Here is a 22,831-nt window from a genome sequence, read left to right on the forward strand (position 1 = left end):
CTACAACACCATGGCCGCGATCCAGCCGGCCGCCAGCACAGGCAGGTTGTAGTGCAGGAAGGTGGGCAGCACGGTGTCGCGGATATGGTCGTGCTGGCCGTCCACGTTCAGGCCCGAAGTCGGGCCCAGCGTGGAGTCCGAAGCCGGCGAACCGGCGTCGCCCAGCGCGCCGGCGGTGCCGATGATGGCCACGGTGGCCAGCGGCGAGAAGCCGAGGTGCATGCACAGGGGCACGTAGATGGCGGTGAGAATGGGCACGGTGGAGAAGGACGAGCCTATGCCCAGGGTCACCACCAGGCCCACCAGCAGCATGGCGAAGGCGGCCACGCCCTGATTGCCGGCGAACAGGCCGGCGCTGGCGGTCACCAGCGCGCCCACCTGGCCGGTGGCCTTCAGCACTTCCGCGAAGCCCTGGGCGGTGATCATGGTGAAGCCTATCATCGCCATCATCTTCATGCCTTCGTTGAACAAACCGTCCGCGTCCTTCCATTTCACCACGCCGGTGGCGAGGAAGAGCAGAAAGCCCGCCAGCGCGCCCATGATCATCGAATCGGTATACAGCTGCACCGCGAAGGCCAGCGTGATCGCCAGCAGCGCGGTGGCCAGCGATTTGCGGCTGACCTTGGCGCGGGTGCGCTCGGCGTTTTCTATCTTGCCCAGCGCGTACTGGCGCGGTTTGCGGTAGCTGACCAGCACCGCCCACAGCAGGCCGGCCAGCATGCCCAGCGCCGGTATCGCCATCGCGTGCATCACATTGACGCCGCGCACGTCCATGCCGGATTTGGCGATGTTGCCGAGCAGGATCTGCTTCAGAAAGATATCGCCGAAGCCCACCGGGAACACCATATAGGGCGTGACCAGGCCGAAGGTGATCACGCAAGCGACCAGGCGGCGGTCCAGATGCAGCCGCGCCATCACATAGAGCAGCGGCGGCACCAGCAGCGGGATGAAGGCGATGTGGATGGGAACCAGGTTCTGACTGGCGACGCTGACCAGGGCCAGCAACAGGATCAAGGCCCATTTCAGTTTGCCTTGCGCGCCGCCTCGTTCCAGCCGCTTGATCGCCAGATCCGCCATCGCGTGGGGTAGGCCGGATTTGGCGATGGCCAGCGCGAAGGCGCCCAGCAAGGCGTAGGACAAGGCCACCGCGGCGCCGCCGGTGATGCCGTTGTTGAAGGCTTCCAGCGTGCGGGACAGGGACAGGCCGCCGCTAAGGCCGCCGATCAAGGCGCCGAGCAGCAGGCTGATGACGACGTGGGTGCGCAAGAGCGCCAGCCCGAGCATGACGATGACGGCCAGAAGAACTGCGTTCATTTGTATATACAGATCAATAGGTTGGGCGGATAGGCCGAGGGCGCGCAGCGTAGCGGGTTTCGGTTTTTCTGTCGATAGTTTTGCTGGCAAGGACGGGGGGAGGGGCGCGAGATGAGGCCCGCCGCGGCGGCGGAGGCGGCGTCTTGTTTTACCTAGAGATTTCAAAGGTTTGCCGATTCATCGTCGCGGAGGATGACGCGATGGGACCGCTGCGGCATTTATATATTTATTGGAAATAAAAAACTAATTTTATATATCTTTACTGCGCTATTACATCGGCTTAGAGTGAGGACATGTCAAGGCGGCGTGCCGCGCCGCGCGAGAAGGAGGTGGCTGATGAACGCTCTGCTGATAGGCGCGGACAGCTTGGGGAATATTCCGGCGGTTCTGCAAAGCTACGATATCCGGATTTCCCGCCACATCTGCGGGCGCAACGTCGCGCATCAGCGCAAGGCGCCGCTGCCGGGCAAGCCGGATCTGTTGATCCTGCTCACCGATTTCCTGGGACACAATGTGATGCGCAATTACCGGGACAGCGCCCACGCGCTGGGCATTCCGGTGGTGGCCTGCCGCCGATCCGCCACCGCGGTGGAGCGGCGTTTGCAATATGAGGGCTGGAGGAAGCTGCCATGATTTTTTCAGGCAATGAAAATTGGTTGGACAGCCTGGCGCGCGCCGAGGGCTCGGCGCTGCCGCTGCGCGAGGATTCCGTCACGGTGGAGTGGGCCGGATTGGCGCCGCCGCCCTTGCCGCCGCCCTTGGCGGCCCAGGCCTCGCCGCCGGCTTGATCCGCCAGCGTCCGTCTATTCGCGATGGTAGGGGTGGTTGTTGAGAATGGAATAGGCGCGGTAGATCTGCTCGGCCAGCATCACCCGGACCATGCCGTGCGGCAGCGTCATTGCGGACAGTTGCAGCAGCACGTCGGCGCGTTGTTTCAATTCCGCGGCCAGGCCGTCGGCGCCGCCGATGATGAAGGCCACATCGTCGCCGCCGGCCATCCATTCCTTCAGGCCTTCGGCCAGCCGCACCGAGGTCCAGTTCTTGCCGCGCTCGTCCATCACCACCAGCCGCGCGCGCGGCGGAAGGGCGGCGAGCAGCCGCTCGTGTTCGGCGGCAATGCCTTTTTCGGCGGTGACGCCGCCGCCGCGTTTCTCCGGCTTGATTTCCTTCAGTTCCAGCGTGATGTCGCGGCCAAAGCGCTTGGCGTAATCGCCGTAGGCTTCGTCGACCCAGCGCGGCATCTTGGTGCCGACGGCGAGAATAGTGATTTTCATCGTGTGTGAGCCAGGAAGTAAAACGCAAACGGGGACTTGCGTCCCCGTTCTTGATGGCGGCTTAGCGCAGCCGGATCAGGTCGCCGACCACGGACGGCCGCCGGCCGGCAGGAAGCTGGGCTTCTGACCGCCCCACAGCGCTTCGATGTCGTAGTAGTCGCGCACCGCGGGCAGCATCACGTGCACCACCACGTCGCCGGCGTCCACCAGCACCCATTCGCCGCTTTCGTGGCCTTCGCTGCCGACGATGTCCACGCCGGCTTCCTTCAGCTTCACGTGCACGCTGTTGGCCAGCGCCTTGACCTGGCGGTTGGAGTCGCCGGTGGCCACGATCATGCACTGGAACAGCGAGGTCAGCTTGCTGGTGTCCAGTTCGATGATGTCCTTGCCCTTGACGTCTTCCAGGGCTTCGATCGCCAGCTTGGCAATGTCTTGCACTTCCATAATGTCCTTTTCCTATGCGGGGTCCGCGTCGGCCAGAGCCGGCGCAAAGCGGCCGCAAAATGGCGGGCGGGCCGGCGCGCGCAAGCGGCCGGCAGACCCGCCGTATTGCTTTTAAAGTGAATCGCTGCCGGCCGTCTGCTGACGGCCTGGCGGAAAGTGGCCGGACACGGCGGCTACACTGTCTGGTATAGCCGGTGTTGGCGGATATAGGCCAGCACCGCGGGCGGCAGCACATCGTCCACCGCGTCGCCGCGCGCCAGGCGCTGGCGGATGTCGGTGGCCGCGATGTCCACCGGCGGCAAGGCCAAGGGGCGGATTGTACCGGATGCGGTTCGATTTGAAAAATCAGAGACTTGCCGGGCGCGCCACAAGGGCCGCACCGGCGCGGGCAGCGAGGCGGGATCGAAGCCGGGGCGCAAGGCTACGGCCAGGTTGGCGAAACGCAACAGTTCGTCCCAGCGCTTCCAGGTGTGCAGCGCGGCCAACGAGTCGCCGCCGATCAAAAACCACAATTCGGCGGCGGGGCCCAGCTCGGCGCGCAGTTCTTCCAGGGTGTCTATGGTGTAGGCCGCGCCGGGGCGGCGCACTTCGCGCTCGTCCACCGTCAGCCGCGGGTGATCCGCCGCCGCCAGCTCCGCCATGGCGAGGCGCTGGGCCGGCGCGGCGTACGGGCCGTGGCTGCGATGATAGGGCCGGCCGGCCGGAATCAGCCTGACCTCGTCCAGCGCCAGCTCCGCGGCGAAGGCGTCGGCCATGCGCAGGTGGGCGTTGTGGATGGGGTCGAAGGTGCCGCCGAACAGGCCCAGACGCACCGGCTTACTCCGGAGCGTCGTCGTTCTGGTAGCCGTCGACGATGACTTCCAGCCGGCCGGTGGACGGATGGATCACCATGCCGTGCACCGGAACGTCCTTGGGCATCAGCGGATGGTTGCGGATGGTGTGCACGGTGTGGCGCACGCTGTCGGACACGTTGTCGAAGCCCTTCAGCCAGCCGTCCAGGTCGATGCCGGCCGCGCGCAGCGTGGCGATGGTGTCTTCCGACACACCGCGTTCCATCGCATGGTCCAGCACGCGCTGCGGATCGACCGCGCGCATGCCGCAGTCGCGGTGAGCGACCACGCAGATCTCGTCGGCGCGCAGTTCGTATACGGCCATGATCAGGCTGCGCATCACCGAACCCCACGGGTGGGTGATCAGCGCGCCGGCGTTCTTGATCAGCTTGGCGTCGCCGTTCTTCAGGCCCATGGCCTTGGGCAGCAGTTCCACCAGCCGGGCGTCCATACAGGCCAGGACGGCCAGGCCTTTGCCGGGGAATTTGTCGGTCTTGAACTGCTCGTATTCGCGGTTTTCCACGAAGTGGCGGTTGTGTTCGAGCAGAGCGCTTAATCTATCCATGATGGCAATCTCCTACTGAGAGTCTGTTCATGAGCGTTCTGGCGCGGAGACGCAAAAGGATCATGGACAGGCTCTGACGCTGCGTTGGGTCGTTTAGAGAAAATACTCGGTTGCGGGCGCATCCTACCACTGTTGTTCCGGCCGGTCTTGTGTTTTCGCAAACCAGGGATTTCCCTGACTACAGCAGGGAATTTCGATGAACTCCAGACAATGGCGGCGAATGGGCGCTGGCGCGCCGCATCGAGCGGGCTACGCTCACCAACGCGACAGATGGTCCTCGGTCACGCCGAGCAAGTCGTCGACCACATGGACGGCGCCGTTGTCCGGGTCGCGGATATGGCCGTTGAAGCGGCCGATAGGCTGCACATAGCGGCTGGCGGCGATCAGCAGATTCTTGTCTTCGCGGCGCGCCCCCTCCGGGGCGAAGCTCAGGTCCAGCAAGCCGTTGTCGCTGCGCATGCGCCAGCCCAGCAGCGGATCCTCCGGCTGGTAGTCGAAGCGCACCGGCCCCAGCCGGATCAGTTTGCCGCGCAGCCAGGCGGCGTTCTCGGTGTCGCCCATATAGCCTTGCTGCAGATTGAAGCCCAGTTCCAGCGAATGCGCGCTGGCCCAGCGCCAGCGGGTTTCCCGCGCCAGCAGGCCGTTGGAATAGTCGAGCGCCGCCACCGCGCCGTCCAGCGAGTAGCGCCGGTCCTGGCAGTCGGCGAAGCCGCTGATCCTGAGGCCGCCGCTTTTATGGGTGGAGTGGGCCAGCCAGTTGGCCGGCGCGATCACCGCCAGCACCGGCGGCATGTCCGTCAATTGAATGTGCGCGGCCAGTTTCAACTGCGGCGAGTCCACCGCCAGTTCCAGCCGCTCGCCGTCGCGGCGGAAGCTCAGCCGGCAGCGGCCGGCCTGGAAGGCGGCGTCGCCGAAGGCGCGGTCTTCGATTCGCGTGGACAGGCCGGGCAGGCCGTTGGCGCTGGCGGCGGCGATGACTTCGCCGCTCTTGCGGTCGAACAGATAGGCGAAGGCGGTGCCGGTCCAGCCGACGTCGACGATGGCGACGCCGATGAAAAAGGCCGGGTGGGCGATGGCCGCGTATTGCCAGCGCTTGTGATGCAGCCGGCGCGTCAGCCTTTGGTAAGGCGTGGTTTTCAGCGCGCGCCAGTCCAGCCGCTCGATGATGCCCTGGTACACGCCGAAGGCGGGAATGCCGCGCTCGTGCACCAGTTGCCTGGGGGCGGGCGGGAGGAGGGTGGAGGCCATGGCGGTGCTGGGCCGGGCCGGCGCCGCGGCTGGAAATAGGTTCATGGCCTTGAGTCTACAACAGTTTTTCCCGGTGCGATGGTGACTGATAGGCCATGTGGCGACGGGCGGACAGTGTGGCGCGGCGGTAACAGTTAGTTGATTTACATTATATTATAAAACATAATGTTTGCGACGCCGGATCGCGGCGGCGGGAGAACGAAATATGGATTTGAACATGCTGCGCGCCAATGCCGGCCGCGCCGCCTTATTGTTGAAGGGCCTGGCCAACGAGGACAGGCTGCTGCTGCTGTGCCAGCTGGTGGACGGCGAGAAATCGGTGTCGGAGCTGGAGCGTCTGACCGGCATCCGTCAACCCTCCTTGTCGCAGCAGTTGGGCGTATTGCGCAATGAGGGCCTGGTGGCGACGCGGCGCGAAGGCAAATGGGTGTATTACAGCGTGGCCAGCGCCGACGCCCTGGCCTTGCTGAACGCCTTGCACGCGCTGTTCTGCGCCGACCAGCCGGCAGGGGCGGCGTGATGGCCGTGGATTGGGCGGCGTTCACGCCGTGGTCCGCCCTGTCGGGCGGGGTGCTGATAGGCGCGGCGGCTGGCTGGCTGGCTCTGTCGCACGGCCGCGTCGCCGGCATCAGCGGCATGGTGGCCGGCCTGTTGGGGCGGCGGGCGGACTGGCGTGCGCGCTTGGCCTTTCTTCTGGGCCTGACGGCCGCGCCGGCGCTGTGGTGGCTGGCGGCGGGCGAATTGCCCGTCGTCAAGATCGAGGCCGGCGGCTTGCGCTTGCTGGCCGCCGGCTTGCTGGTGGGCCTCGGCGCGGGCCTGGGCTCCGGCTGCACCAGCGGCCACGGCGTTTGCGGGCTGGCGCGCATGTCGCCGCGCTCCTTGGCGGCGACGGCGGCCTTTATGTTCGCCGGCTTCGCGGTGGTGGCCGTGTTCAGACATTGGGGGGCGTGAAGATGGCGGCGGAGTGGAAGCGCTTATTGTCGATGGCGGGCGCGGGTCTGTTGTTCGGCCTGGGGCTGTTGTTGTCCGGCATGGCCAATCCGGCCAAGGTGCTGGCCTTTCTGGATCTGGGCGGCGCTTGGGACCCCAGCCTGGCGTTGGTGATGGCCGGCGCCGTCGTCGCGGCCTGGCCGGCCTTCCGTCTGGCCGAGCGCCGCCCGCGCGCGTTCTTGGGCGAGCCGGCGTCTTGGCCGGCCAAGACGCCGCTGACGCGCCGGCTGATAGGCGGCAGCCTCTTGTTCGGCATTGGCTGGGGCCTGGCCGGCATCTGTCCGGGGCCGGCCTTGTTGCTGGGCGGCATGTTGTCGCCGCAGAGCGCGTCCTTCCTGCCTGCGATGGCGGCCGGCCTGTGGCTGGCCGGACGACTGGAGCGGCGCGGATGAGGCTCTGGCTGCCTGCCTGGCTGCGCGGCTACCGGCGCGCCTACTTGCCGGGCGATCTGGGCGCGGGCCTGGTGGTGACCCTGCTGTTGGCGCCGCAAGGGCTGGCTTACGCGCTGGTGGCCGGCTTGCCGGCGCAGGCGGGTTTGTACGCCAGCATCGCGCCCTTGCTGATTTACGCGCTGGCCGGCCGCAGCCACGCGCAGTCGGTGGGACCGATGGCGATGACTTCCTTATTGGTGGCGGCCACGCTGTCGCGGCTGGCCGAGCCGGGTTCGGGAGATTATCTGGCGCTGGCCATCGGCCTGGCGCTGTTGTCCGGCGCGATGCTGGCGGCGCTGGGCCTGCTGAGGCTGGGCTTCGTCGCCGATCTCTTGTCCGAACCGGTGCTGGCGGCCTTCACTTCGGCGTCGGCCTTGCTGATCGTGTTGTCGCAGCTGGCGCCCTTGCTGGGCGTGCAGGCCGGTGGCGCGTCCTTGCCGCAGCTGCTGGCCGGGCTGTGGCAAGCGGCCGAAGGGTTCAATTCCACCGCGCTCTTGCTCGGCGCTCCGGCCTTGGCCTTGCTGCTGCTGGCGCGTTGGCTGGGCGAACTGCTGCTGCGCCGCTGCGGCCTGAGCGCGCCGGCGCGGCAATTATGGCTGCGGCTGGCGCCGCTATTGGCGGTGCTGCTTGGCATGGGGCTGGTGGCCGGCCTGGATTTGCGCTCCGCCTTACCGGTGGTGGGCGAGATCCCGCCGGGCCTGCCGGCACCGACCTGGCCGGGGCTGAGCCTGGAGCAGTGGTCGCAGCTGGCGCTGCCGGCTTTTTTCATCGCGCTGATCAATTACGTGCAGAGCCTGGCGGTGGCTCAGGCGCTGGCGCAGCGCCGCGGCGACGAGGTAGATCCGGACCGGGAGCTGTTGGCGCTGGGCCTGTGCAATATCGGCGCCGGCCTGTCCGGCGGCTTCCCGGTCACCGGCGGGCTGACCCGCTCCATGGTCAACGCCGAGGCCGGGGCCCAGACTCAACTGGCCTCGGTGATCGCCGCCCTGGGCCTCATGCTGCTGGCCGGTTTCGCCGCCGCGGCGCTGGCCTTGCTGCCGCTATCGGTATTGGCGGCGATGATCATCGCCTCGGTCAGCGCCATGATACGTTTCGACAGCCTGCGCCTGGCCTGGCGCGTCGATCGCGCCGATGCGGCGGCGTTCGGGCTGACCTTTGTTCTGGTGCTGTGGCTGGGGGTGGACTCCGGCATCGTCGCCGGCGTGCTGATGTCGCTGGCGGCCATGCTGTGGCGCAGCAGCCGGCCGCATATCGCCGAACTGGGCCGGCTGCCGGGCAGTCATCATTTCCGCAATCGGCTGCGTTTCGCGGTGGAGCGCCTGCCCGGCGCGCTGTTTCTGCGCGTGGACGAAAGCCTGTTCTTCGGCAACGCCCGCCAAGTGCGCGGCGAGACGCTGCGCCGGCTGGCCGCCCAGGCCGGAAGCACGCGATTGGTGCTGATCATGAGCGCGGTCAATCGCGTGGATACCAGCGCCTTGCTGATGCTGGCGCGGCTGGACGCGGAGCTGGCGGCGCGCGGCGTGACGCTGCACCTGGCCGAGATCAAGGGGCCGGTGGCGCAGCGGATGGAGGGCGGCGGCCTGCTGGCCGATTTCAACGGCCGCGTGCACTTGAGCGCGCAAGCGGCGTGGGAGGCGCTGACCGCGCCGCGGCGGGACGGCGGGGAAGCTCATACTCTTTGACAGTTGATGTTGCGCCGCCTCATGCAACTTGTGGGCGAACCTGGCTATCATAGCCGGATGACCAAACAGACCCTGCTGGCCGGCGTGCTGGCGCTGAGCTTGTTGCACCCGTCCGTCAGCTATGCCGATTTGCCCGATCTGGGCGAGGTGTCGGACGCCTCGCTGACGCTGGCGGATGAAAACCGCATCGGCCGCCAGGCCTGGCGCGCCATGCTGGAGGCGGGAGACATCGTCGACGATCAGGAGGTCAACGATTACCTCAACGATATCGGCGGCCGGCTCTCCAGCGGCGTCAAGCTGCCCGGCGTCGGTTTCACCTATTTCTGCGTCAACGACAATGGCATCAACGCCTTCGCCATGCCCGGCGGCTATATCGGCATCAATATCGGACTGCTGCTGGCGACCCAGAGCGAAGGCGAGCTCGCCTCGGTGCTGGGGCATGAAACCGCCCACGTCGCCCAGCGCCACATCGCGCGGATGAAGGCGGCCAGCAGCGCCACCAGCCCCTTGCTGTTGTTGGGCACCATCATCGCCGCCGCGCTGGCGGCCAAGGCCGGCAGCGGCCAGGGCGCGATGGGGGTGGTGTCCGCCGGCATGGGGCTGTCGATTTCCAATCAACTGGCGTTTTCGCGCGATTTCGAACGTGAAGCCGACCGCGTCGGCATGCAATACATGAGCCAGGCCGGCTTCGACGTGCGCAGCATGCCGGCTTTCTTTCAGCGGCTGCAGCTGAACGAGCGTTACAGCGACAACGCGGCGCTGGCCTTCCTGCGCACCCACCCGGTGACGCTGGAGCGCATCAGCGAAGCGGAAAACCGCGCGCTGGACTACCCGGTGAAGATGCGCGCCGACAGCGTCGATTACCTGCTGGTGCGCGAGAAACTGCGCGCCTCGACGCTGACGCCGGACGAAGGGGAGCGCTATTACGAGGCGGCGCTGGACCGCGGCCTGTACCTGAACGAGGGCGCGCAGTGGTATGGTCTGGCCCAGGTCAAGCTGCGTCAGCGCGATATCGCCGGCGCGCGCCAGGCGCTGGCCAAGGCGCGGACCAAGCTGCCGGATCACCCGATGCTGCGGGGCCTGGACGTGGCGATAGAGCGCGAACGCAAGGACTGGCCGGCCGCCCGCAACGCGGCGCGCGCCGGGCTGGCCCGTTTTCCGCAGAGCCTGTCGCTGCAGTTGCTGGACATCGACGTCGCTATCGCCAGCGGCGACAGCCAGGGCGCGCTGGCCCTGATCAAGACCCAGCTGAACCGCCATCCGGACAATCCGGGCCTGTATCGGCGCCAGGCCAGCTTGTACGCCGACCGCGACCCGCTGCGTTACCACGCGGCCTTGGGCAACGCCTTCTATCATGAACAGCGCTACCAGCCGGCGATGGAGCAGTTCCAACTGGCCGGCAAGGCCAAGGGCGACGATTTCTACCTGCGCTCCTCAATCGAAGCGCGCATCCGCGAACTGGACCGGCTCGTCCGGGACGAGAGAAAGAAGTAAGCGCGCAACTGAAACGAATGTTTCAATTTGCGACAGTAAATCGCAAAAAAACAACATGGTGCGGCGCAATAACCGCTGTTTTCCGCCCCGAAACAAGCGTTAGTACGCTTGACCTATTCCTTTGTGAAAGCCGGAAGACGTACACTTGCTCAAGATACGGCGCTCTTTTCGCAAATGAACATTTTTATTTGCGATTGCGTTCGTTTATAATCTGAAGCTAATAAATAGGTTCGAATTCGAGCCGATTGCAATAACGCGGGGCCGCGCAGTGCTACATACGGCCCCCGATCCACCTTGCTGTGAGGACCAGAGATGGCTGCAACTTTCCCTGACGATATCGATCCGTTGGAAACCCAGGAATGGACTGAAGCGCTGGAGTCGGTGCTGGATGCCGAAGGCCCGGAACGCGCGCATTACCTGTTGGAGAAACTGGTCGAGCGCACCCGCCGCCGCGGCGCCCATCTGCCGTTTGACGCCACCACCGCATACCAGAACAGCATTCCGCTCGGCAAAGAAGTCAAGTCGCCGGGCAACCACGAGATGGAGCATCGTATCCGCTCGATCAACCGCTGGAACGCCGCCGCTTTGGTGCTGCGCGCCGGCAAGAAGGATCTGGAGCTGGGCGGCCACATCGCCTCCTTCCAATCCTCCGCCACCCTGTACGACGTGGGCTTCAACCACTTCTGGCGCGCCCAGAACGATGAGCAAGACGGCGATCTGATCTACTTCCAAGGCCACATTTCCCCAGGCGTGTACGCGCGCGCCTTCATGGAAGGCCGCCTGTCCGCCGAGCAGCTGGACAGCTTCCGCCAGGAAGTGGACGGCAACGGTCTGTCCTCCTACCCGCACCCGTGGCTGATGAAGGACTTCTGGCAGTTCCCGACCGTGTCGATGGGCCTGGGCCCCTTGATGGCCATCTACCAAGCCCGCTTCCTCAAGTACCTGGAAAGCCGCGGTCTGGCCAAGACCCACGGCCGCAAAGTCTGGTGTTTCTGCGGCGACGGCGAGATGGACGAGCCGGAATCCCTGGGCGCCATCTCCATGGCCGCCCGCGAAGGCCTGGACAACCTGATCTTCGTGGTCAACTGCAACCTGCAGCGTCTGGACGGCCCGGTGCGCGGCAACGGCAAGATCATTCAGGAACTGGAAGGCGACTTCCGCGGTTCCGGCTGGAACGTGCTGAAAGTGATCTGGGGCTCGCGTTGGGACCCGCTGCTGGCGATGGACAGCAAGGGCCTGTTGAAGAAGCGCATGGACGAGTGCGTGGACGGCGACTACCAGACCTTCAAATCCAAGGACGGCGCTTACGTTCGCGAACACTTCTTCGGCAAGTACCCGGAGCTGCGCGAAATGGTCGCCAATATGTCCGACGACGAGATCTGGGCGCTGAACCGCGGCGGCCATGACCCGCACAAGGTGTACGCCGCCTACCACGAGGCGTCCAACAGCGCCAACGGCCGTCCGACCGTGATCCTGGCCAAGACCATCAAGGGTTACGGCATGGGCGCGTCCGGCGAAGCCAAGAACATCGCGCACCAGGCCAAGAAAATGGATCTGGATTCGCTGCGCAAATTCCGCGACCGCTTCGGCATTCCGGTGTCCGACGAGGACCTGGCGAACGTGCCGTACTACCTGCCGGCCGAAGACAGCCCGGAAATGAAGTACATGCGCGAACGCCGCGCCGCGCTGGGCGGCTATCTGCCGGCCCGCAAGCCGGTGACCACCGCGCTGCAAACGCCGGAACTGTCCGTATTCGACGCGCAGCTGCAAGCGTCCGGCGACCGCGAGTTCTCCACCACCATGGCCTTCGTCCGCATGCTGGGCACCATCATGAAGGACAAGAACATCGGCCAGCGCGTAGTGCCCATCGTGCCGGACGAGTCCCGCACCTTCGGCATGGAAGGCATGTTCCGCCAGTACGGCATCTGGTCCACCCAGGGTCAGAACTACGTGCCGCAGGATCATGACCAGCTGATGTTCTACAAGGAATCCAAGGACGGCCAGATCCTGCAGGAGGGCATCAACGAGCCGGGCGCGATGGCCGACTGGATCGCCGCGGCGACCAGCTACGCCAACAGCAGCCAGCAGATGATTCCGTTCTACATCTACTACTCGATGTTCGGCTTCCAGCGCATCGGCGACCTGGCCTGGGCCGCCGGCGACATGCGCGCCCGCGGCTTCCTGCTGGGCGGCACCGCCGGCCGCACCACGCTGAACGGCGAAGGCCTGCAGCACGAAGACGGCCACAGCCACATCCAGGCCGGCCTGATCCCGAACTGCATCAGCTACGACCCGACCTTCGCTTACGAACTGGCGGTGATCGTGCAGGACGGTCTGCGCCGCATGTACGCGGAGCAGGAAGACGTCTTCTACTACCTGACCCTGATGAACGAAAACTACGTTCACCCGGCCATGCCGGCGGGCGCGGAAGAGGGCATCCTGAAAGGCATGTATCTGCTGCAGGACGGCGGCGACGCCCAGGTGAAAGTGCAGCTGATGGGCTCCGGCACCATTCTGCGCGAAGTGATGGCCGCGGCCGATCTGCTGAAGGCCGACTTCGGCATCGGCGCCGATATCTGGAGCGTGACCTCCTTCAACCAGCTGCGCCGCGACGGCATGGAAGCCGAGCGTCACAACCTGCTGAACCCGACCGCCGAAGCGCGGGCCTCCTACGTGGCCCAGCAGTTGTCCGGCCGTCAGGGTCCGGTGGTGGCCGCGACCGACTACATCCGCAACTACGCCGACCAGATCCGCGAATACGTTCCGGGCCGTTACGTGGTGCTGGGCACCGACGGCTTCGGCCGTTCCGACAGCCGCGCCAACCTGCGTTCCTTCTTCGAGGTGGATCGCTACCACGTGGCGCTGGCGGCCTTGTCCGCACTGGCGCGCGACGGCAAGATCGAAGCGTCCAAGGTGGCCGAGGCGATCGCCAAGTACGGCATCAAGACCGACAAGCTGCCTAGCTGGAAGGTGTAATCGCAGAGCGGAAGCCCCGGTTCAGGCCGGGGTCTTCCGCCTTTGCATGGCAAGCGAATCTGTAGCGGATATCCGGCGGCAAGCCCCGACAGGGGCTTCCGCCTTACGAATGGAAAGCTCATGAGCAATCTGATCGAATTGAAAGTGCCCGACATCGGCGGTCACAGCAATGTAGACATCATCGAAGTATTCATCGTCCCGGGCCAGACCGTGTCCGTGGACGATTCCCTGATCACGCTGGAAACCGACAAGGCCACCATGGAAGTGCCGGCGGAAACCGCGGGCGTGATCAAGGAAGTCAAAGCCGTCGTCGGCGGCAAGATCTCCGAAGGCGACGTGATCGCCATCCTGGAAGTGGGCGCCGCAGCGTCCGCGCCGGCCCCGGCCGCCGCCGCCCCGGCCGCGGCTCCGGCTCCGGTTGCAGCCGCTCCCGCCGCCGCGCCTGCCGCGCCGGCGGCTTCCGGCCGCAGCGAAATCCGCGTGCCGGACATCGGCGGCCATAACGGCGTCGACGTGATCGAAGTGACCGTCAAGGTCGGCGATGAGATCGCCGTCGACGACAGCCTGATCACGCTGGAAACCGACAAGGCCACCATGGAAGTGCCGGCCTCCGCCGCCGGCCGCGTGGTGGAAGTCAAAGTGAAAGTGGGCGACAAGGTCAGCGAAGGCGATCTGATCGTGGTGGTCGAAGGTGCCGTTGCCGCCGCCGCTCCGGCAGCCGCAGCTGTCGCCGCCCCGGCTCCTGCCGCCGCCTCGGCTGCTCCGGCCCCGGTGGCCGCCGCGCCCGCCGCCGCTCCTGCCAAGGCCGCCGTCGCCATCGACGAAGCCTCCTTCTCCAAAGCCCACGCCGGTCCGTCGGTGCGCCGTCTGGCGCGCGAACTGGGCGTGGACCTGGGCAAGGTCAAGGGCAACGGCCGCAAGGGCCGCATTACCGAAGAAGACGTCAAAGCCTTCGTCAAGGGCGTGATGCAGAACCCGGCGGCGCTGGCCCCGGCCGCCGCGGCCTCCTCCGGCGGCGGTCTGGATCTGCTGCCGTGGCCGAAAGTCGATTTCGCCAAGTTCGGCCCGATCGAAACCAAGCCGCTGTCCCGCATCCAGAAGATTTCCGGCGCCAATCTGTCGCGCAACTGGGTGATGATCCCGCACGTAACCTTCAACGACGAGTGCGACATCACCGAGCTGGAAGACTTCCGCAAGACCGTGGGCAAGGAATGGGAAAAGTCCGGCCTGAAGATCAGCCCGCTGGCCTTCATCATCAAGGCCGCCGCCGAGGCGCTGAAAGCTTTCCCGAACTTCAACAGCTCGCTGGACGGCGACAATCTGGTGCTGAAGCAGTACTACCACATCGGCTTCGCCGCCGACACGCCTAACGGCCTGGTGGTGCCGGTGATCAAGGACGCGGACAAGAAGGGCCTGCGCCAGATCGCCCAGGAACTGACCGATCTGTCCAAGCTGGCGCGCGAAGGCAAGCTCAAGCCCACCGACATGCAGGGCGCCACCTTCACCATCTCCAGCCTGGGCGGCATTGGCGGCACCAGCTTCACGCCCATCGTCAACGCGCCGGAAGTGGCCATCCTTGGCGTCTGCAAATCGCAGATCAAGCCGGTGTGGAACGGCAAGGAATTCGCGCCGCGCCTGATGTGCCCGCTGTCGCTGTCCTTCGATCACCGCGTGATCGACGGCGCCGCTGCCGCGCGCTTCACCGTGCATCTGGGCAAACTGCTGTCCGATGTGCGCCGCCTGATTCTGTAATCGCCAGCCGGGCGGACGCCCCGGCCTGGCCGGAGCGCGCCGCCCAAGCGAACGACTCTGCTGAATAGCGGCGGGGGCCCCCGGGCTTCCGCCTTACGTTGCGGATGGAAAACCATGAGCAATCTGATTGAACTGAAAGTCCCGGACATCGGCGGCCACAACAACGTGGACGTGATCGAAGTCTTCGTCAAGCCGGGCGACGTGATCGAGAAAGAAGCCAGCCTGATCACGCTGGAAACCGACAAGGCCACGATGGAAGTGCCGGCGGAAACCGCCGGCGTGGTAAAAGAAGTCAAGATCGCCGTCGGCGGCAAAGTGTCCGAAGGCGATGTGATCGTGATCGTTGAAGCCGCCGGCGCCGCCGCGGCTCCGGCCGCGCCCAAACCGGTGGAAACCACCGGCGTCGCTTCCGCCACCACCCAGGCGGGTTTCGCGCCGCAAGCCGCTCCGGTGGCCGCCAGCCATAGCGGCGGCGCCGACATCGAGTGCGACGTGATGGTGTTGGGCGGCGGTCCCGGCGGTTATTCCGCCGCCTTCCGCGCGGCCGACCTGGGCCTGAAAGTGGTCATCGTCGAGCGCTACGCCACCCTGGGCGGCGTCTGCCTGAACGTGGGCTGCATCCCGTCCAAGGCGCTGCTGCACAATGCGGCGGTGATCGACGAAGTCAGCCATCTGGCCGCCAACGGCATCAAGTTCGGCAAGCCGGAAGTGGACATCGACATGCTGCGCGGTTACAAGGAAAAAGTAATCGCCAAGCTGACCGGCGGCCTCGCCGGCATGGCCAAGGCGCGCAAGGTGGAAGTCGTGCGCGGCAACGGCCATTTCATCGATCCGCATCATATCGAAGTGTCCGCCACTACCGGCAAGGGACGCGAAGAGAGCGGCGAGAAGAAGATCGTCAAATTCAAGAACGCCATCATCGCCGCCGGTTCCCGCGTGGTGAAGCTGCCCTTCATCCCGGACGATCCGCGCGTGGTGGATTCCACCGGCGCGCTGGAGCTGAAGGGCGTGGCCAACCGTATGCTGATCATCGGCGGCGGCATCATCGGCCTGGAAATGGGCACCGTCTACTCCACGCTGGGCGCGCGCCTGGACGTGGTGGAAATGATGGACGGCCTGATGCAGGGCGCGGATCGCGACCTGGTCAAAGTGTGGCAGAAGTGGAACGCCCACCGTTTCGACAACATCATGCTCAACACCAAGACCGTGGCCGTGGAGCCCAAGGACGACGGCGTGTGGGTGACTTTCGAGGGCGATCAAGCGCCGAAAGAGCCGCAGCGCTACGATCTGGTGCTGTACGCCACCGGCCGCGCGCCCAACGGCAAGCTGCTGGGCGCCGAGAACGCCGGCATCGCGGTGACCGACCGCGGCTTCATCCCGGTGGACAAGCAGCAGCGCACCAATGTGCCGCACATCTTCGCCATCGGCGACATCGTCGGCCAGCCGATGCTGGCGCACAAGGGCGTGCATGAAGGCCATGTGGCGGCGGAAAACTGCGCCGGCCAGAAGTCCTACTTCGACGCGCGCGTGATTCCGGGCGTGGCTTACACCGATCCGGAAGTGGCTTGGGTCGGCGTCACCGAGGACGAGGCCAAGAAACAGGGCCTGAAGATCGAGAAGGGCGTGTTCCCGTGGGCCGCCTCCGGCCGCGCCATCGCCAACGGCCGCGACGAAGGCTTCACCAAGCTGATCTTCGACGCCGAAAGCCACCAGATCATCGGCGGCGGCATTGTCGGCCCGCACGCGGGCGACATGATAGGCGAAGTCTGCCTGGCCATCGAAATGGGCTGCGACGCCACCGACATCGGCAAGACCATCCACCCGCACCCGACCATGGGCGAGTCCATCGGCATGGCGGCGGAAGTGGCGCACGGCACTTGCACCGATTTGCCGCCGCAGCGCAAGAAGTAAGCGCGGCGCGGCAAGGATGAGGGGCGGACTTTCGGGTCCGCCCTTTTTTATGCGCATCGTCTTAAATGACGGGGCGGCAAAACTATTGCCGATTTCGCCTGTCACACCGCCCTGCGCCCGTAATCGGCGCGCGTGAGCGGCCGCCATGAGGAAAACGTATGGCTGTCGCGTGTGAATCTGAATTACGGTTGAATATAAATTAAGCTTTTGGTTTAAGAAAACGCCGGTCTGTTCCCGCGATTTTGAAGCCGCCCCGCCGCTTCTCGCCAGCCGCCGCAAGTTTCGTTACCATGGCCTCGACACCAAACGAATCGGACCATGCCAAGCTCCCGCCTGCTTATTTCATTGATCTTATTGCTGTCGGCGACGCCCGTCTGGGCCAAGCTCGATTACAGCGTGCGCGTCGACGCGCCTTCCGGCCTGGCCGGCTTGCTGCAAGACAATCTGGAATTGGTCACCAGCCGTCTGGAAGAAGAAATGGACGAGACGCTGTTGACCGAGTTGGTGCGCAGCACCCCGGAGGACGCGCGCAAGCTGCTGGAGACCGAGGGTTATTTCGACGCGCGCGTCAATGTGCGCGAAGAAAGCGCCCGGCAGTACGTGATCGAGGTCAAGCCCGGCGAGCCCACGCTGATAGACGACGTGGTCATCCGCCTCAACGGGCCGATACGCGACGAAGGCGACTTCCAGCAACGCTTCGCCGCGGTGCTGGAGGCCTGGTCGCTGCCCATGGGCGCGCCTTACCGGCAGTCCGATTGGGACGGCAGCAAGCGCGCGGTGATGCGGCTCATCACCGCCGATCGCTTTCCCAAGGCGCAGATCAGCAAGAGCGCGGCGGAAATCGATCCGGCCACCCGTCGTGCGCAATTGCTGGTGGACATCGACAGCGGGCCGGTGATCCTGTTCGGCGAGATCACCGTCAAAGGCATGAAGCGTTATCCGGAGAAGATCGCCACCGGTCTGGCCGATTTCTCCCCCGGCACCGCCTACCGGCTGCAGAAGATCTTCGATTACCAGTCGGCGCTGGAGCAGGCGCCGCATTTCTCCAATGTGGTGGTCAGCCCCGACATGGCCCATATCGACCCTGACACCCATCGGGTGCCGGTGGAGGTGGACGTTACCGAGATGCCGCGCCAGAAGCTGGAGTTGGGTTTGATCTACGACTCCGGCGACGGTCCCGGCCTGCGCGTCGGCTACGACCATTACAATATTTTCCGCCGCGGCTACACCGGCTCCTTGGTGACCAACTGGAAGAAAAACCAGCAATCGCTGTCGCTGGGCCTGGGCTTTCCGCGCCAGTCCGACGGCTATTCCCATTCCATCACCAGCGCTTTCAAGACCGACGACGTGCAGGGCCTGAAAACCCGCAGCAGCGACGTGGGCGGCTGGCGCACCCGCACCCGCGGCAATATCGAGGCCCGTCTCGGCCTGCAATACCTGCTGGAAAGCGAAGAGGCCGGCGGCGTGTCCAATAAGGACACCCGCGCCTTGCAGCTGGTCTACGGTTGGACCCAGCGCGCGGTGGACGATTTGATGCGGCCGCGCTCCGGCGTTTTGCTGGACTTCCAGCTCTCCGGCACCGTCGGCAGCGCCCTGTCCTCCACCTCCTATGTGCGCGGCTACGCCCGCACCGTCGGATACTGGTCGCCGTTTCCCAAGTACGGCACCTTCGTCGGCCGGCTGGAACTGGGCCAGGTATGGGCCAACGACAAGGACGCGGTGCCGTCCTCCATCCTGTTCCGCGCCGGCGGCGCCAACAGCGTGCGCGGCTACGATTACCAGAGCCTGGGCCTGCCGGGCCCCAACGGCTCGGTGCTGGGCGGCCGCGTGGTGGCCACCGGCAGCCTGGAGTACCAAATCCCGATCAAGCCGGACTGGTATCTGGCGCTGTTCACCGACGCCGGCAACGCCAGCCAGAGCTGGAAAGGCTTCCAAGTGGAGCGCGCCAACGGCGTCGGCGTGCGCTGGATGAGCCCGGTGGCTCCGCTGGCCTTCGACTTCGCCAAGGCGGAGCGCGACGGCAAGATCCGCTGGAACCTCAGCCTGGGCCTGGCTTTCTGACCCGAATGCATTCATGAGCGAAACCGACACTCCCCAAACTCCCGACACCGCGCCGCCGCCGCCGCCGCCGCCGGCCAAGCCCAAGCGCCGCCGCTGGCGCTGGCTGCTGTGGCTGCCTTTGTTGCTGATCGCGCTCTTGCTGGCCGCCAGCGCCTGGCTGACCGGCAGCCGCGCCGGCTTCGCCTGGCTGATGCAGTCGCTGGGCGGCCTCAGCGGCAACGCCGTCAGCGTCAAGCAAGCCGAAGGCACGCTGTGGGACGGCTTCAAACTGAGCGAGGTGCGCGTGCGCAGCGCCGGCAGCGACGTGGACATCGAGTCCGTGCAGCTGGACTGGCGGCCGAGCGCCTTGTGGCAGCGCCAATTGTGGGTGAGGCAATTGGCGGTGGGCCACGTCAAGGTGGCGGTCAAGCCGACGCCGGCCGCCCCATCCAGCGGCGCGCCGGAATCGCTGGCCTTGCCCCTGGGCGTCCGCCTGGACCGGCTGAGCGTGGCCAGCGTGACGCTGGAACCGGCCAAGCTGCGGCTCTACGGCCTGGAAGCCGGCTACGTCTACGACGGCCGGCGCCACGATCTCAAGCTCAAGCGCCTGGGCTCGCCCTGGGGCGAGGCCGCGGCGGCGCTGCAATTGGCCGACGCCAAGCCCTTCGCGCTGCAGGGCAAGCTCAGCGCCGACGGCGAGCTGGACAAGATTCCCTATCAGGCGCGGCTGGCGCTGGGCGGCGATCTGTTGCACCTGAGCTTTGACGGCGAGTTGTCCGGCAAAGACCTGGTGGCCGACGTCAAGGGCGGCCTGCTGCCCTTCGCCAGCAATCCCTTCAACAGTTTCACCCGGCTGGACGCGCGTATGGCCGGTATCAATCCGCAGGCCATCCTGCCGGAATGGCCGCGCGCCAAGCTCAGCCTGGCGGTGTTCGCCGAGCCGGACGCCGGCCAGCGCGTCAAGGGCGGCCTGACTCTGCTCAATGAGCTGGCCGGCCCCTTGTCCGAGCAGCGGCTGCCGCTGTCCTTGCTGGCCGGCGAGTTCCGCGCCGACGACAAGGCGCTGGAGCTGTTCAATACCCGCGCCCGGATCGCCGGCGGCGAAATCGGCCTGGCCGGCCAGCTGCGGCCGGATAGGCTCAAGCTGGCGCTGGATGTCTCCAAGCTGGGCCTGAGGCAATTGCACGCGGACGCGCCGGACGACAGCCTGGACGGCCGGGTAACGCTGGACGGCCCCTTGAGCGGGCCGAACATCCTCGTCCAACTCAAGGGCAAAACCCTGCAAGCCAAGGCCGATGTCGGTTTCGCGACGGCGCCGCATCCAGCGCTGCTGATCCGGCAGGCGGAGTTGACCGCCGGCGTCGGCACCCTGGCGCTGGCCGGTCAACTGGGCCTGGACGGCAAGCAGCTGTTTGATTTCAACGGCAAGCTCAATCGCGCCGACCCGTCCAAACTCAAGCCGGGCCTGCCCAGCGGCGACCTCAACGCCAGCTTGCAGGCCAAGGGCCAGCTGGCCAGCCCGCTGAGCGTGGCGGCCAAGCTGCAATTCGCGCCCAGCAAGCTGTCCGGCGCGCCGCTCAGCGGCGGGGCCGATCTGCAGCTGCAGGGCGAACGCTTGAAGTCGCTCAGCGCCGATCTGAAGCTGGCGCAGAACCGGCTGCAGGCCAACGGCGCTTACGGCGCCGCCGGCGACAAGCTCAAACTCTTGATCGACGCGCCCAATCTTGGCCTGATCGGCCCCGGTTTCTCCGGCGTGGTCAAGGGCCAGGGCGAGTTGGCGGGCACGCCCAAGGCGCCGTTGATCAGCGCCAATCTGCAAGCCGACCGTCTGAAGCTGCCGGGCAATATCGCCGTGCAGAGCATGCAATTCAGCGGCAACGTCAAGGCCGACCAGAACAGCCCGTTCCAACTCAAGCTGGACGTGGCCGCGCTGCAAGCCGGCGGTTTCCGCGCCGAGCAGCTGCGCGCCAGCGCCAACGGCACGCGCGCGCGCCACGGCCTGCAACTGGACGGCCGTTTCCGCCTGGCCGACCACCCTTACGCGCTGCAATTGGCGGCCAGCGGCGGTCTGCGCGGCGAGGCCGGGCCCTGGGCCGGCACCCTGAGCAAGCTGGAGTTGAGCGGCCGTCCCGGCCTTAGCCTGCTGGCGCCGGTGGCGTTGGAGCTGGGCGAGCAGATCAAGGTGGGCAACGCCCGGCTGTCGGCCTTGGGCGGCAGCATCACCCTGGCCGAACTCAACCGCGGCGCCAACGGCGCGCTCAGCACCCGCGGCTCCGCGCGCGGCCTGCGGCTGGCGGAGCTGGGGCCCTTGCTCAGCCTGCCGGTGAAGCAGGATCTGAGCTTCGATTCCGACTGGAACCTGAATCTGGCGGCCAACGCCAAGGGCCAGTTCACGCTGCGCCGCGCCGGCGGCGACGTGCAGCTGCCGGGCGACAAGGGCAAGGACGTGGCCTTGGGTCTGAAGACCGCCGCCGTCACCCTGACGCTGGACGGCGGGCGCGCGCTGTTCGACCTGAATCTGGACAGCCGCTACGTCCAAGCGCAAGGCAAGGGTTCGGTGCCGTGGAACGGCGGCGCCATCGACGCCAAGACCCCGCTCAACGCCACGGTCAGCGCCAGCGTGCCTTCGCTGGCGACGCTGGCCAGCTTCGCCGGTCCTTCGCTGGAGCTGGGCGGCCAGATCAGCGCCAATCTAGCTTTGACCGGCGCCTTGAGCCAGCCTATGGCCCAAGGGACGATACGCGGCGACAAATTATTGCTGGCCGACCGCCGCACCGGCATCCGCCTGGGCGACGGCAGCCTGCTGGCGCGGCTGGACGGCCGCAAGCTGGTGCTGGACCGTTTGCGCTTCGCCGGCGGCGAAGGCGAGGTGGCGGCCAGCGGCGCGCTGGATCTCAGCGGCGACACCCCGGACGCGCGGGTGGCGGTGGAATTGCGCAAGTTCGGCGTGTTCGACCGGCCCAACCGCCGCCTGGTGGTGTCCGGCCGCACGGAGCTGGCGATGGTGGCCGGCAAACTGTCGCTGACCGGCCATATCCGCGCCGACCAGGGCCGTATCGGCCTGCCCAAGTTTGGCGCGCCCAGCCTGGGCGACGATGTGATGGTCAAGGGCCGGCCGGGGCCGGAGCCGTCGGCCTTCGCCAGCATGCCGCTGACGGTGGCGCTGGATCTGGACCTGGGCGACCACTTCCGCTTCTCCGGCCAGGGCCTGAACGTGGATCTGACCGGCTCGGTGCGCGTCAGCGCCAATCCGGGCGAAGCGCCGGGCGCCAAGGGCCAGGTGCGGGTGGTCAAAGGGCGTTACAAGGCCTATGGCCAGGATCTGGACATCGAGTACGGCGCCATCACCTTCAACGGCCCCTTGGACAACCCCCTGCTCAATGTGCGCGCCAAGCGCCGGCTGTCGCCGGTGGGCGCCGGGGTGGAAGTCAGCGGTTCGGTGTCGGTGCCCAAGGTGCGGCTGATCGCCGACGAGCCGATGTCGGAAAAGGACAAGCTGGCCTGGCTGGTCTTGGGCCGGGCGGCCAGCGGCGAGCGCGACGACAACGATCTGGCGGCCTCCGCCGGCATGATGCTGGCCGGCTCGCTCAACGATCAGATCGGCCTGTTCGACGATCTGGGCGTGTCCAGCCGCAAGGAAAAGACCTTGGCCAACGGCACGGTGAGCCCGGCGGAGCAGGTGGTGACGGTGGGCCGCCAGCTGACCCGCGAACTGTATCTGGGCTACGAGTACGGCGTGACCAGCGCGAACCAGGCGGTGAAGCTGGCGTATCAGCTGAGCAGGGGCTGGTCGGTGGTGTTGCGGGCCGGCACCGACGCCTCGGTGGAGTCGCGCTACACCTTGCGCTTCGATTGAGCGCGACGCGGCGTCGCCGAAGCG

The 22,831-nt window shown here is 66.3% G+C and carries 18 protein-coding genes; 12 read left to right on the forward strand and 6 right to left on the reverse strand.

Annotated features, from left to right (window positions below):
- Complete coding sequence (locus HQN78_RS20130; RefSeq protein ID WP_107801048.1) at positions 1–1,314, reverse strand: Na+/H+ antiporter family protein; 1,314 nt, start codon at positions 1,312–1,314, stop codon at positions 1–3.
- 336 nt (positions 1,315–1,650) lie between these two features.
- Here HQN78_RS20130 and HQN78_RS20135 point away from each other — a divergent pair, with 336 nt between their 5' ends.
- Together HQN78_RS20135 and HQN78_RS20140 are read left to right on the forward strand one after the other, a co-directional pair.
- Positions 1,651–1,947, forward strand: coding sequence for a DUF2325 domain-containing protein (locus HQN78_RS20135; RefSeq protein ID WP_107801047.1), 297 nt, complete (start codon positions 1,651–1,653; stop codon positions 1,945–1,947).
- Entirely contained in the window at positions 1,944–2,102 is a 159-nt protein-coding gene (locus HQN78_RS20140; protein ID WP_158274379.1) for a hypothetical protein, read from the forward strand. The genes HQN78_RS20135 and HQN78_RS20140 overlap by 4 nt, the downstream gene beginning before the upstream one ends.
- A 15-nt stretch (positions 2,103–2,117) precedes the next feature.
- On the opposite strand, the gene rlmH is transcribed toward HQN78_RS20140, so the two are convergent.
- From rlmH to HQN78_RS20165, 5 genes are all read right to left on the reverse strand, one after another.
- Positions 2,118–2,588 carry a 23S rRNA (pseudouridine(1915)-N(3))-methyltransferase RlmH gene (gene rlmH, locus HQN78_RS20145; RefSeq protein ID WP_227105648.1) on the reverse strand — a complete coding sequence of 157 codons (471 nt, stop codon included), beginning with the start codon at positions 2,586–2,588 and terminating at the stop codon, positions 2,118–2,120.
- Positions 2,589–2,663: 75 nt separating this feature from the next.
- The gene (gene rsfS, locus HQN78_RS20150; RefSeq protein ID WP_019101317.1) at positions 2,664–3,032 is read right to left on the reverse strand and encodes a ribosome silencing factor; all 369 of its coding nucleotides are present in this window, start codon (positions 3,030–3,032) and stop codon (positions 2,664–2,666) included.
- 173 nt (positions 3,033–3,205) lie between these two features.
- On the reverse strand, positions 3,206–3,844 hold the full coding sequence (gene nadD, locus HQN78_RS20155) for a nicotinate-nucleotide adenylyltransferase (RefSeq protein ID WP_199225946.1): 639 nt from the start codon (positions 3,842–3,844) through the stop codon (positions 3,206–3,208).
- Between the two features lie 4 nt (positions 3,845–3,848).
- Positions 3,849–4,427 (reverse strand): carbonic anhydrase, encoded by a 579-nt coding sequence (locus tag HQN78_RS20160; RefSeq protein WP_107801045.1) that lies wholly within the window; start codon positions 4,425–4,427, stop codon positions 3,849–3,851.
- A gap of 255 nt (positions 4,428–4,682) precedes the next feature.
- The gene (locus tag HQN78_RS20165) at positions 4,683–5,720 is read right to left on the reverse strand and encodes a DUF2804 domain-containing protein (protein ID WP_235085816.1); all 1,038 of its coding nucleotides are present in this window, start codon (positions 5,718–5,720) and stop codon (positions 4,683–4,685) included.
- A 160-nt stretch (positions 5,721–5,880) separates the two neighbouring features.
- Between HQN78_RS20165 and HQN78_RS20170 the strand changes: the two genes are divergently transcribed.
- From HQN78_RS20170 to HQN78_RS20215, 10 genes are all read left to right on the forward strand, one after another.
- Positions 5,881–6,195, forward strand: coding sequence for a helix-turn-helix transcriptional regulator (locus HQN78_RS20170; RefSeq protein ID WP_043589439.1), 315 nt, complete (start codon positions 5,881–5,883; stop codon positions 6,193–6,195).
- Positions 6,195–6,626 carry a YeeE/YedE family protein gene (locus HQN78_RS20175; protein ID WP_235085819.1) on the forward strand — a complete coding sequence of 144 codons (432 nt, stop codon included), beginning with the start codon at positions 6,195–6,197 and terminating at the stop codon, positions 6,624–6,626. The genes HQN78_RS20170 and HQN78_RS20175 overlap by 1 nt, the downstream gene beginning before the upstream one ends.
- Before the next feature lie 2 nt (positions 6,627–6,628).
- Complete coding sequence (locus HQN78_RS20180; protein ID WP_227105642.1) at positions 6,629–7,057, forward strand: DUF6691 family protein; 429 nt, start codon at positions 6,629–6,631, stop codon at positions 7,055–7,057.
- Entirely contained in the window at positions 7,054–8,778 is a 1,725-nt protein-coding gene (locus HQN78_RS20185; protein ID WP_235085821.1) for a SulP family inorganic anion transporter, read from the forward strand. Before HQN78_RS20180 ends, HQN78_RS20185 begins: the two co-directional genes overlap by 4 nt.
- A gap of 57 nt (positions 8,779–8,835) precedes the next feature.
- Positions 8,836–10,272, forward strand: coding sequence for a M48 family metalloprotease (locus tag HQN78_RS20190; protein ID WP_235085823.1), 1,437 nt, complete (start codon positions 8,836–8,838; stop codon positions 10,270–10,272).
- A gap of 312 nt (positions 10,273–10,584) precedes the next feature.
- Positions 10,585–13,248 carry a pyruvate dehydrogenase (acetyl-transferring), homodimeric type gene (aceE, locus tag HQN78_RS20195; RefSeq protein WP_235085826.1) on the forward strand — a complete coding sequence of 888 codons (2,664 nt, stop codon included), beginning with the start codon at positions 10,585–10,587 and terminating at the stop codon, positions 13,246–13,248.
- Between the two features lie 120 nt (positions 13,249–13,368).
- Entirely contained in the window at positions 13,369–15,000 is a 1,632-nt protein-coding gene (aceF, locus tag HQN78_RS20200) for a dihydrolipoyllysine-residue acetyltransferase (RefSeq protein ID WP_235085828.1), read from the forward strand.
- 114 nt (positions 15,001–15,114) lie between these two features.
- On the forward strand, positions 15,115–16,911 hold the full coding sequence (gene lpdA, locus HQN78_RS20205; RefSeq protein WP_107801037.1) for a dihydrolipoyl dehydrogenase: 1,797 nt from the start codon (positions 15,115–15,117) through the stop codon (positions 16,909–16,911).
- A gap of 318 nt (positions 16,912–17,229) precedes the next feature.
- Complete coding sequence (locus tag HQN78_RS20210; protein ID WP_235085830.1) at positions 17,230–18,972, forward strand: autotransporter assembly complex family protein; 1,743 nt, start codon at positions 17,230–17,232, stop codon at positions 18,970–18,972.
- Positions 18,973–18,985: 13 nt separating this feature from the next.
- Positions 18,986–22,807, forward strand: coding sequence for a translocation/assembly module TamB domain-containing protein (locus tag HQN78_RS20215; RefSeq protein ID WP_235085833.1), 3,822 nt, complete (start codon positions 18,986–18,988; stop codon positions 22,805–22,807).
- Positions 22,808–22,831 lie beyond the last annotated feature (24 nt).

It is taken from the genome of Chromobacterium sp. Beijing, from assembly GCF_021496765.1.
GTDB lineage: Bacteria > Pseudomonadota > Gammaproteobacteria > Burkholderiales > Chromobacteriaceae > Chromobacterium.

What these genes read in the sequence shown, in the direction of transcription:
- HQN78_RS20215 (WP_235085833.1), top strand. Translation starts at nt 18,986, where the DNA reads ATGAGCGAAACCGACACTCCCCAAACTCCCGACACCGCGCCGCCGCCG.
- HQN78_RS20175 (WP_235085819.1), top strand. Translation starts at nt 6,195, where the DNA reads ATGGCCGTGGATTGGGCGGCGTTCACGCCGTGGTCCGCCCTGTCGGGC.
- HQN78_RS20160 (WP_107801045.1), bottom strand. Translation starts at nt 4,427, where the DNA reads ATGGATAGATTAAGCGCTCTGCTCGAACACAACCGCCACTTCGTGGAA.
- aceF (WP_235085828.1), top strand. Translation starts at nt 13,369, where the DNA reads ATGAGCAATCTGATCGAATTGAAAGTGCCCGACATCGGCGGTCACAGC.
- HQN78_RS20165 (WP_235085816.1), bottom strand. Translation starts at nt 5,720, where the DNA reads ATGAACCTATTTCCAGCCGCGGCGCCGGCCCGGCCCAGCACCGCCATG.
- HQN78_RS20190 (WP_235085823.1), top strand. Translation starts at nt 8,836, where the DNA reads ATGACCAAACAGACCCTGCTGGCCGGCGTGCTGGCGCTGAGCTTGTTG.
- HQN78_RS20130 (WP_107801048.1), bottom strand. Translation starts at nt 1,314, where the DNA reads ATGAACGCAGTTCTTCTGGCCGTCATCGTCATGCTCGGGCTGGCGCTC.
- HQN78_RS20135 (WP_107801047.1), top strand. Translation starts at nt 1,651, where the DNA reads ATGAACGCTCTGCTGATAGGCGCGGACAGCTTGGGGAATATTCCGGCG.
- rsfS (WP_019101317.1), bottom strand. Translation starts at nt 3,032, where the DNA reads ATGGAAGTGCAAGACATTGCCAAGCTGGCGATCGAAGCCCTGGAAGAC.
- HQN78_RS20140 (WP_158274379.1), top strand. Translation starts at nt 1,944, where the DNA reads ATGATTTTTTCAGGCAATGAAAATTGGTTGGACAGCCTGGCGCGCGCC.
- lpdA (WP_107801037.1), top strand. Translation starts at nt 15,115, where the DNA reads ATGAGCAATCTGATTGAACTGAAAGTCCCGGACATCGGCGGCCACAAC.
- aceE (WP_235085826.1), top strand. Translation starts at nt 10,585, where the DNA reads ATGGCTGCAACTTTCCCTGACGATATCGATCCGTTGGAAACCCAGGAA.
- HQN78_RS20185 (WP_235085821.1), top strand. Translation starts at nt 7,054, where the DNA reads ATGAGGCTCTGGCTGCCTGCCTGGCTGCGCGGCTACCGGCGCGCCTAC.
- HQN78_RS20210 (WP_235085830.1), top strand. Translation starts at nt 17,230, where the DNA reads ATGCCAAGCTCCCGCCTGCTTATTTCATTGATCTTATTGCTGTCGGCG.
- rlmH (WP_227105648.1), bottom strand. Translation starts at nt 2,588, where the DNA reads ATGAAAATCACTATTCTCGCCGTCGGCACCAAGATGCCGCGCTGGGTC.
- HQN78_RS20170 (WP_043589439.1), top strand. Translation starts at nt 5,881, where the DNA reads ATGGATTTGAACATGCTGCGCGCCAATGCCGGCCGCGCCGCCTTATTG.
- HQN78_RS20180 (WP_227105642.1), top strand. Translation starts at nt 6,629, where the DNA reads ATGGCGGCGGAGTGGAAGCGCTTATTGTCGATGGCGGGCGCGGGTCTG.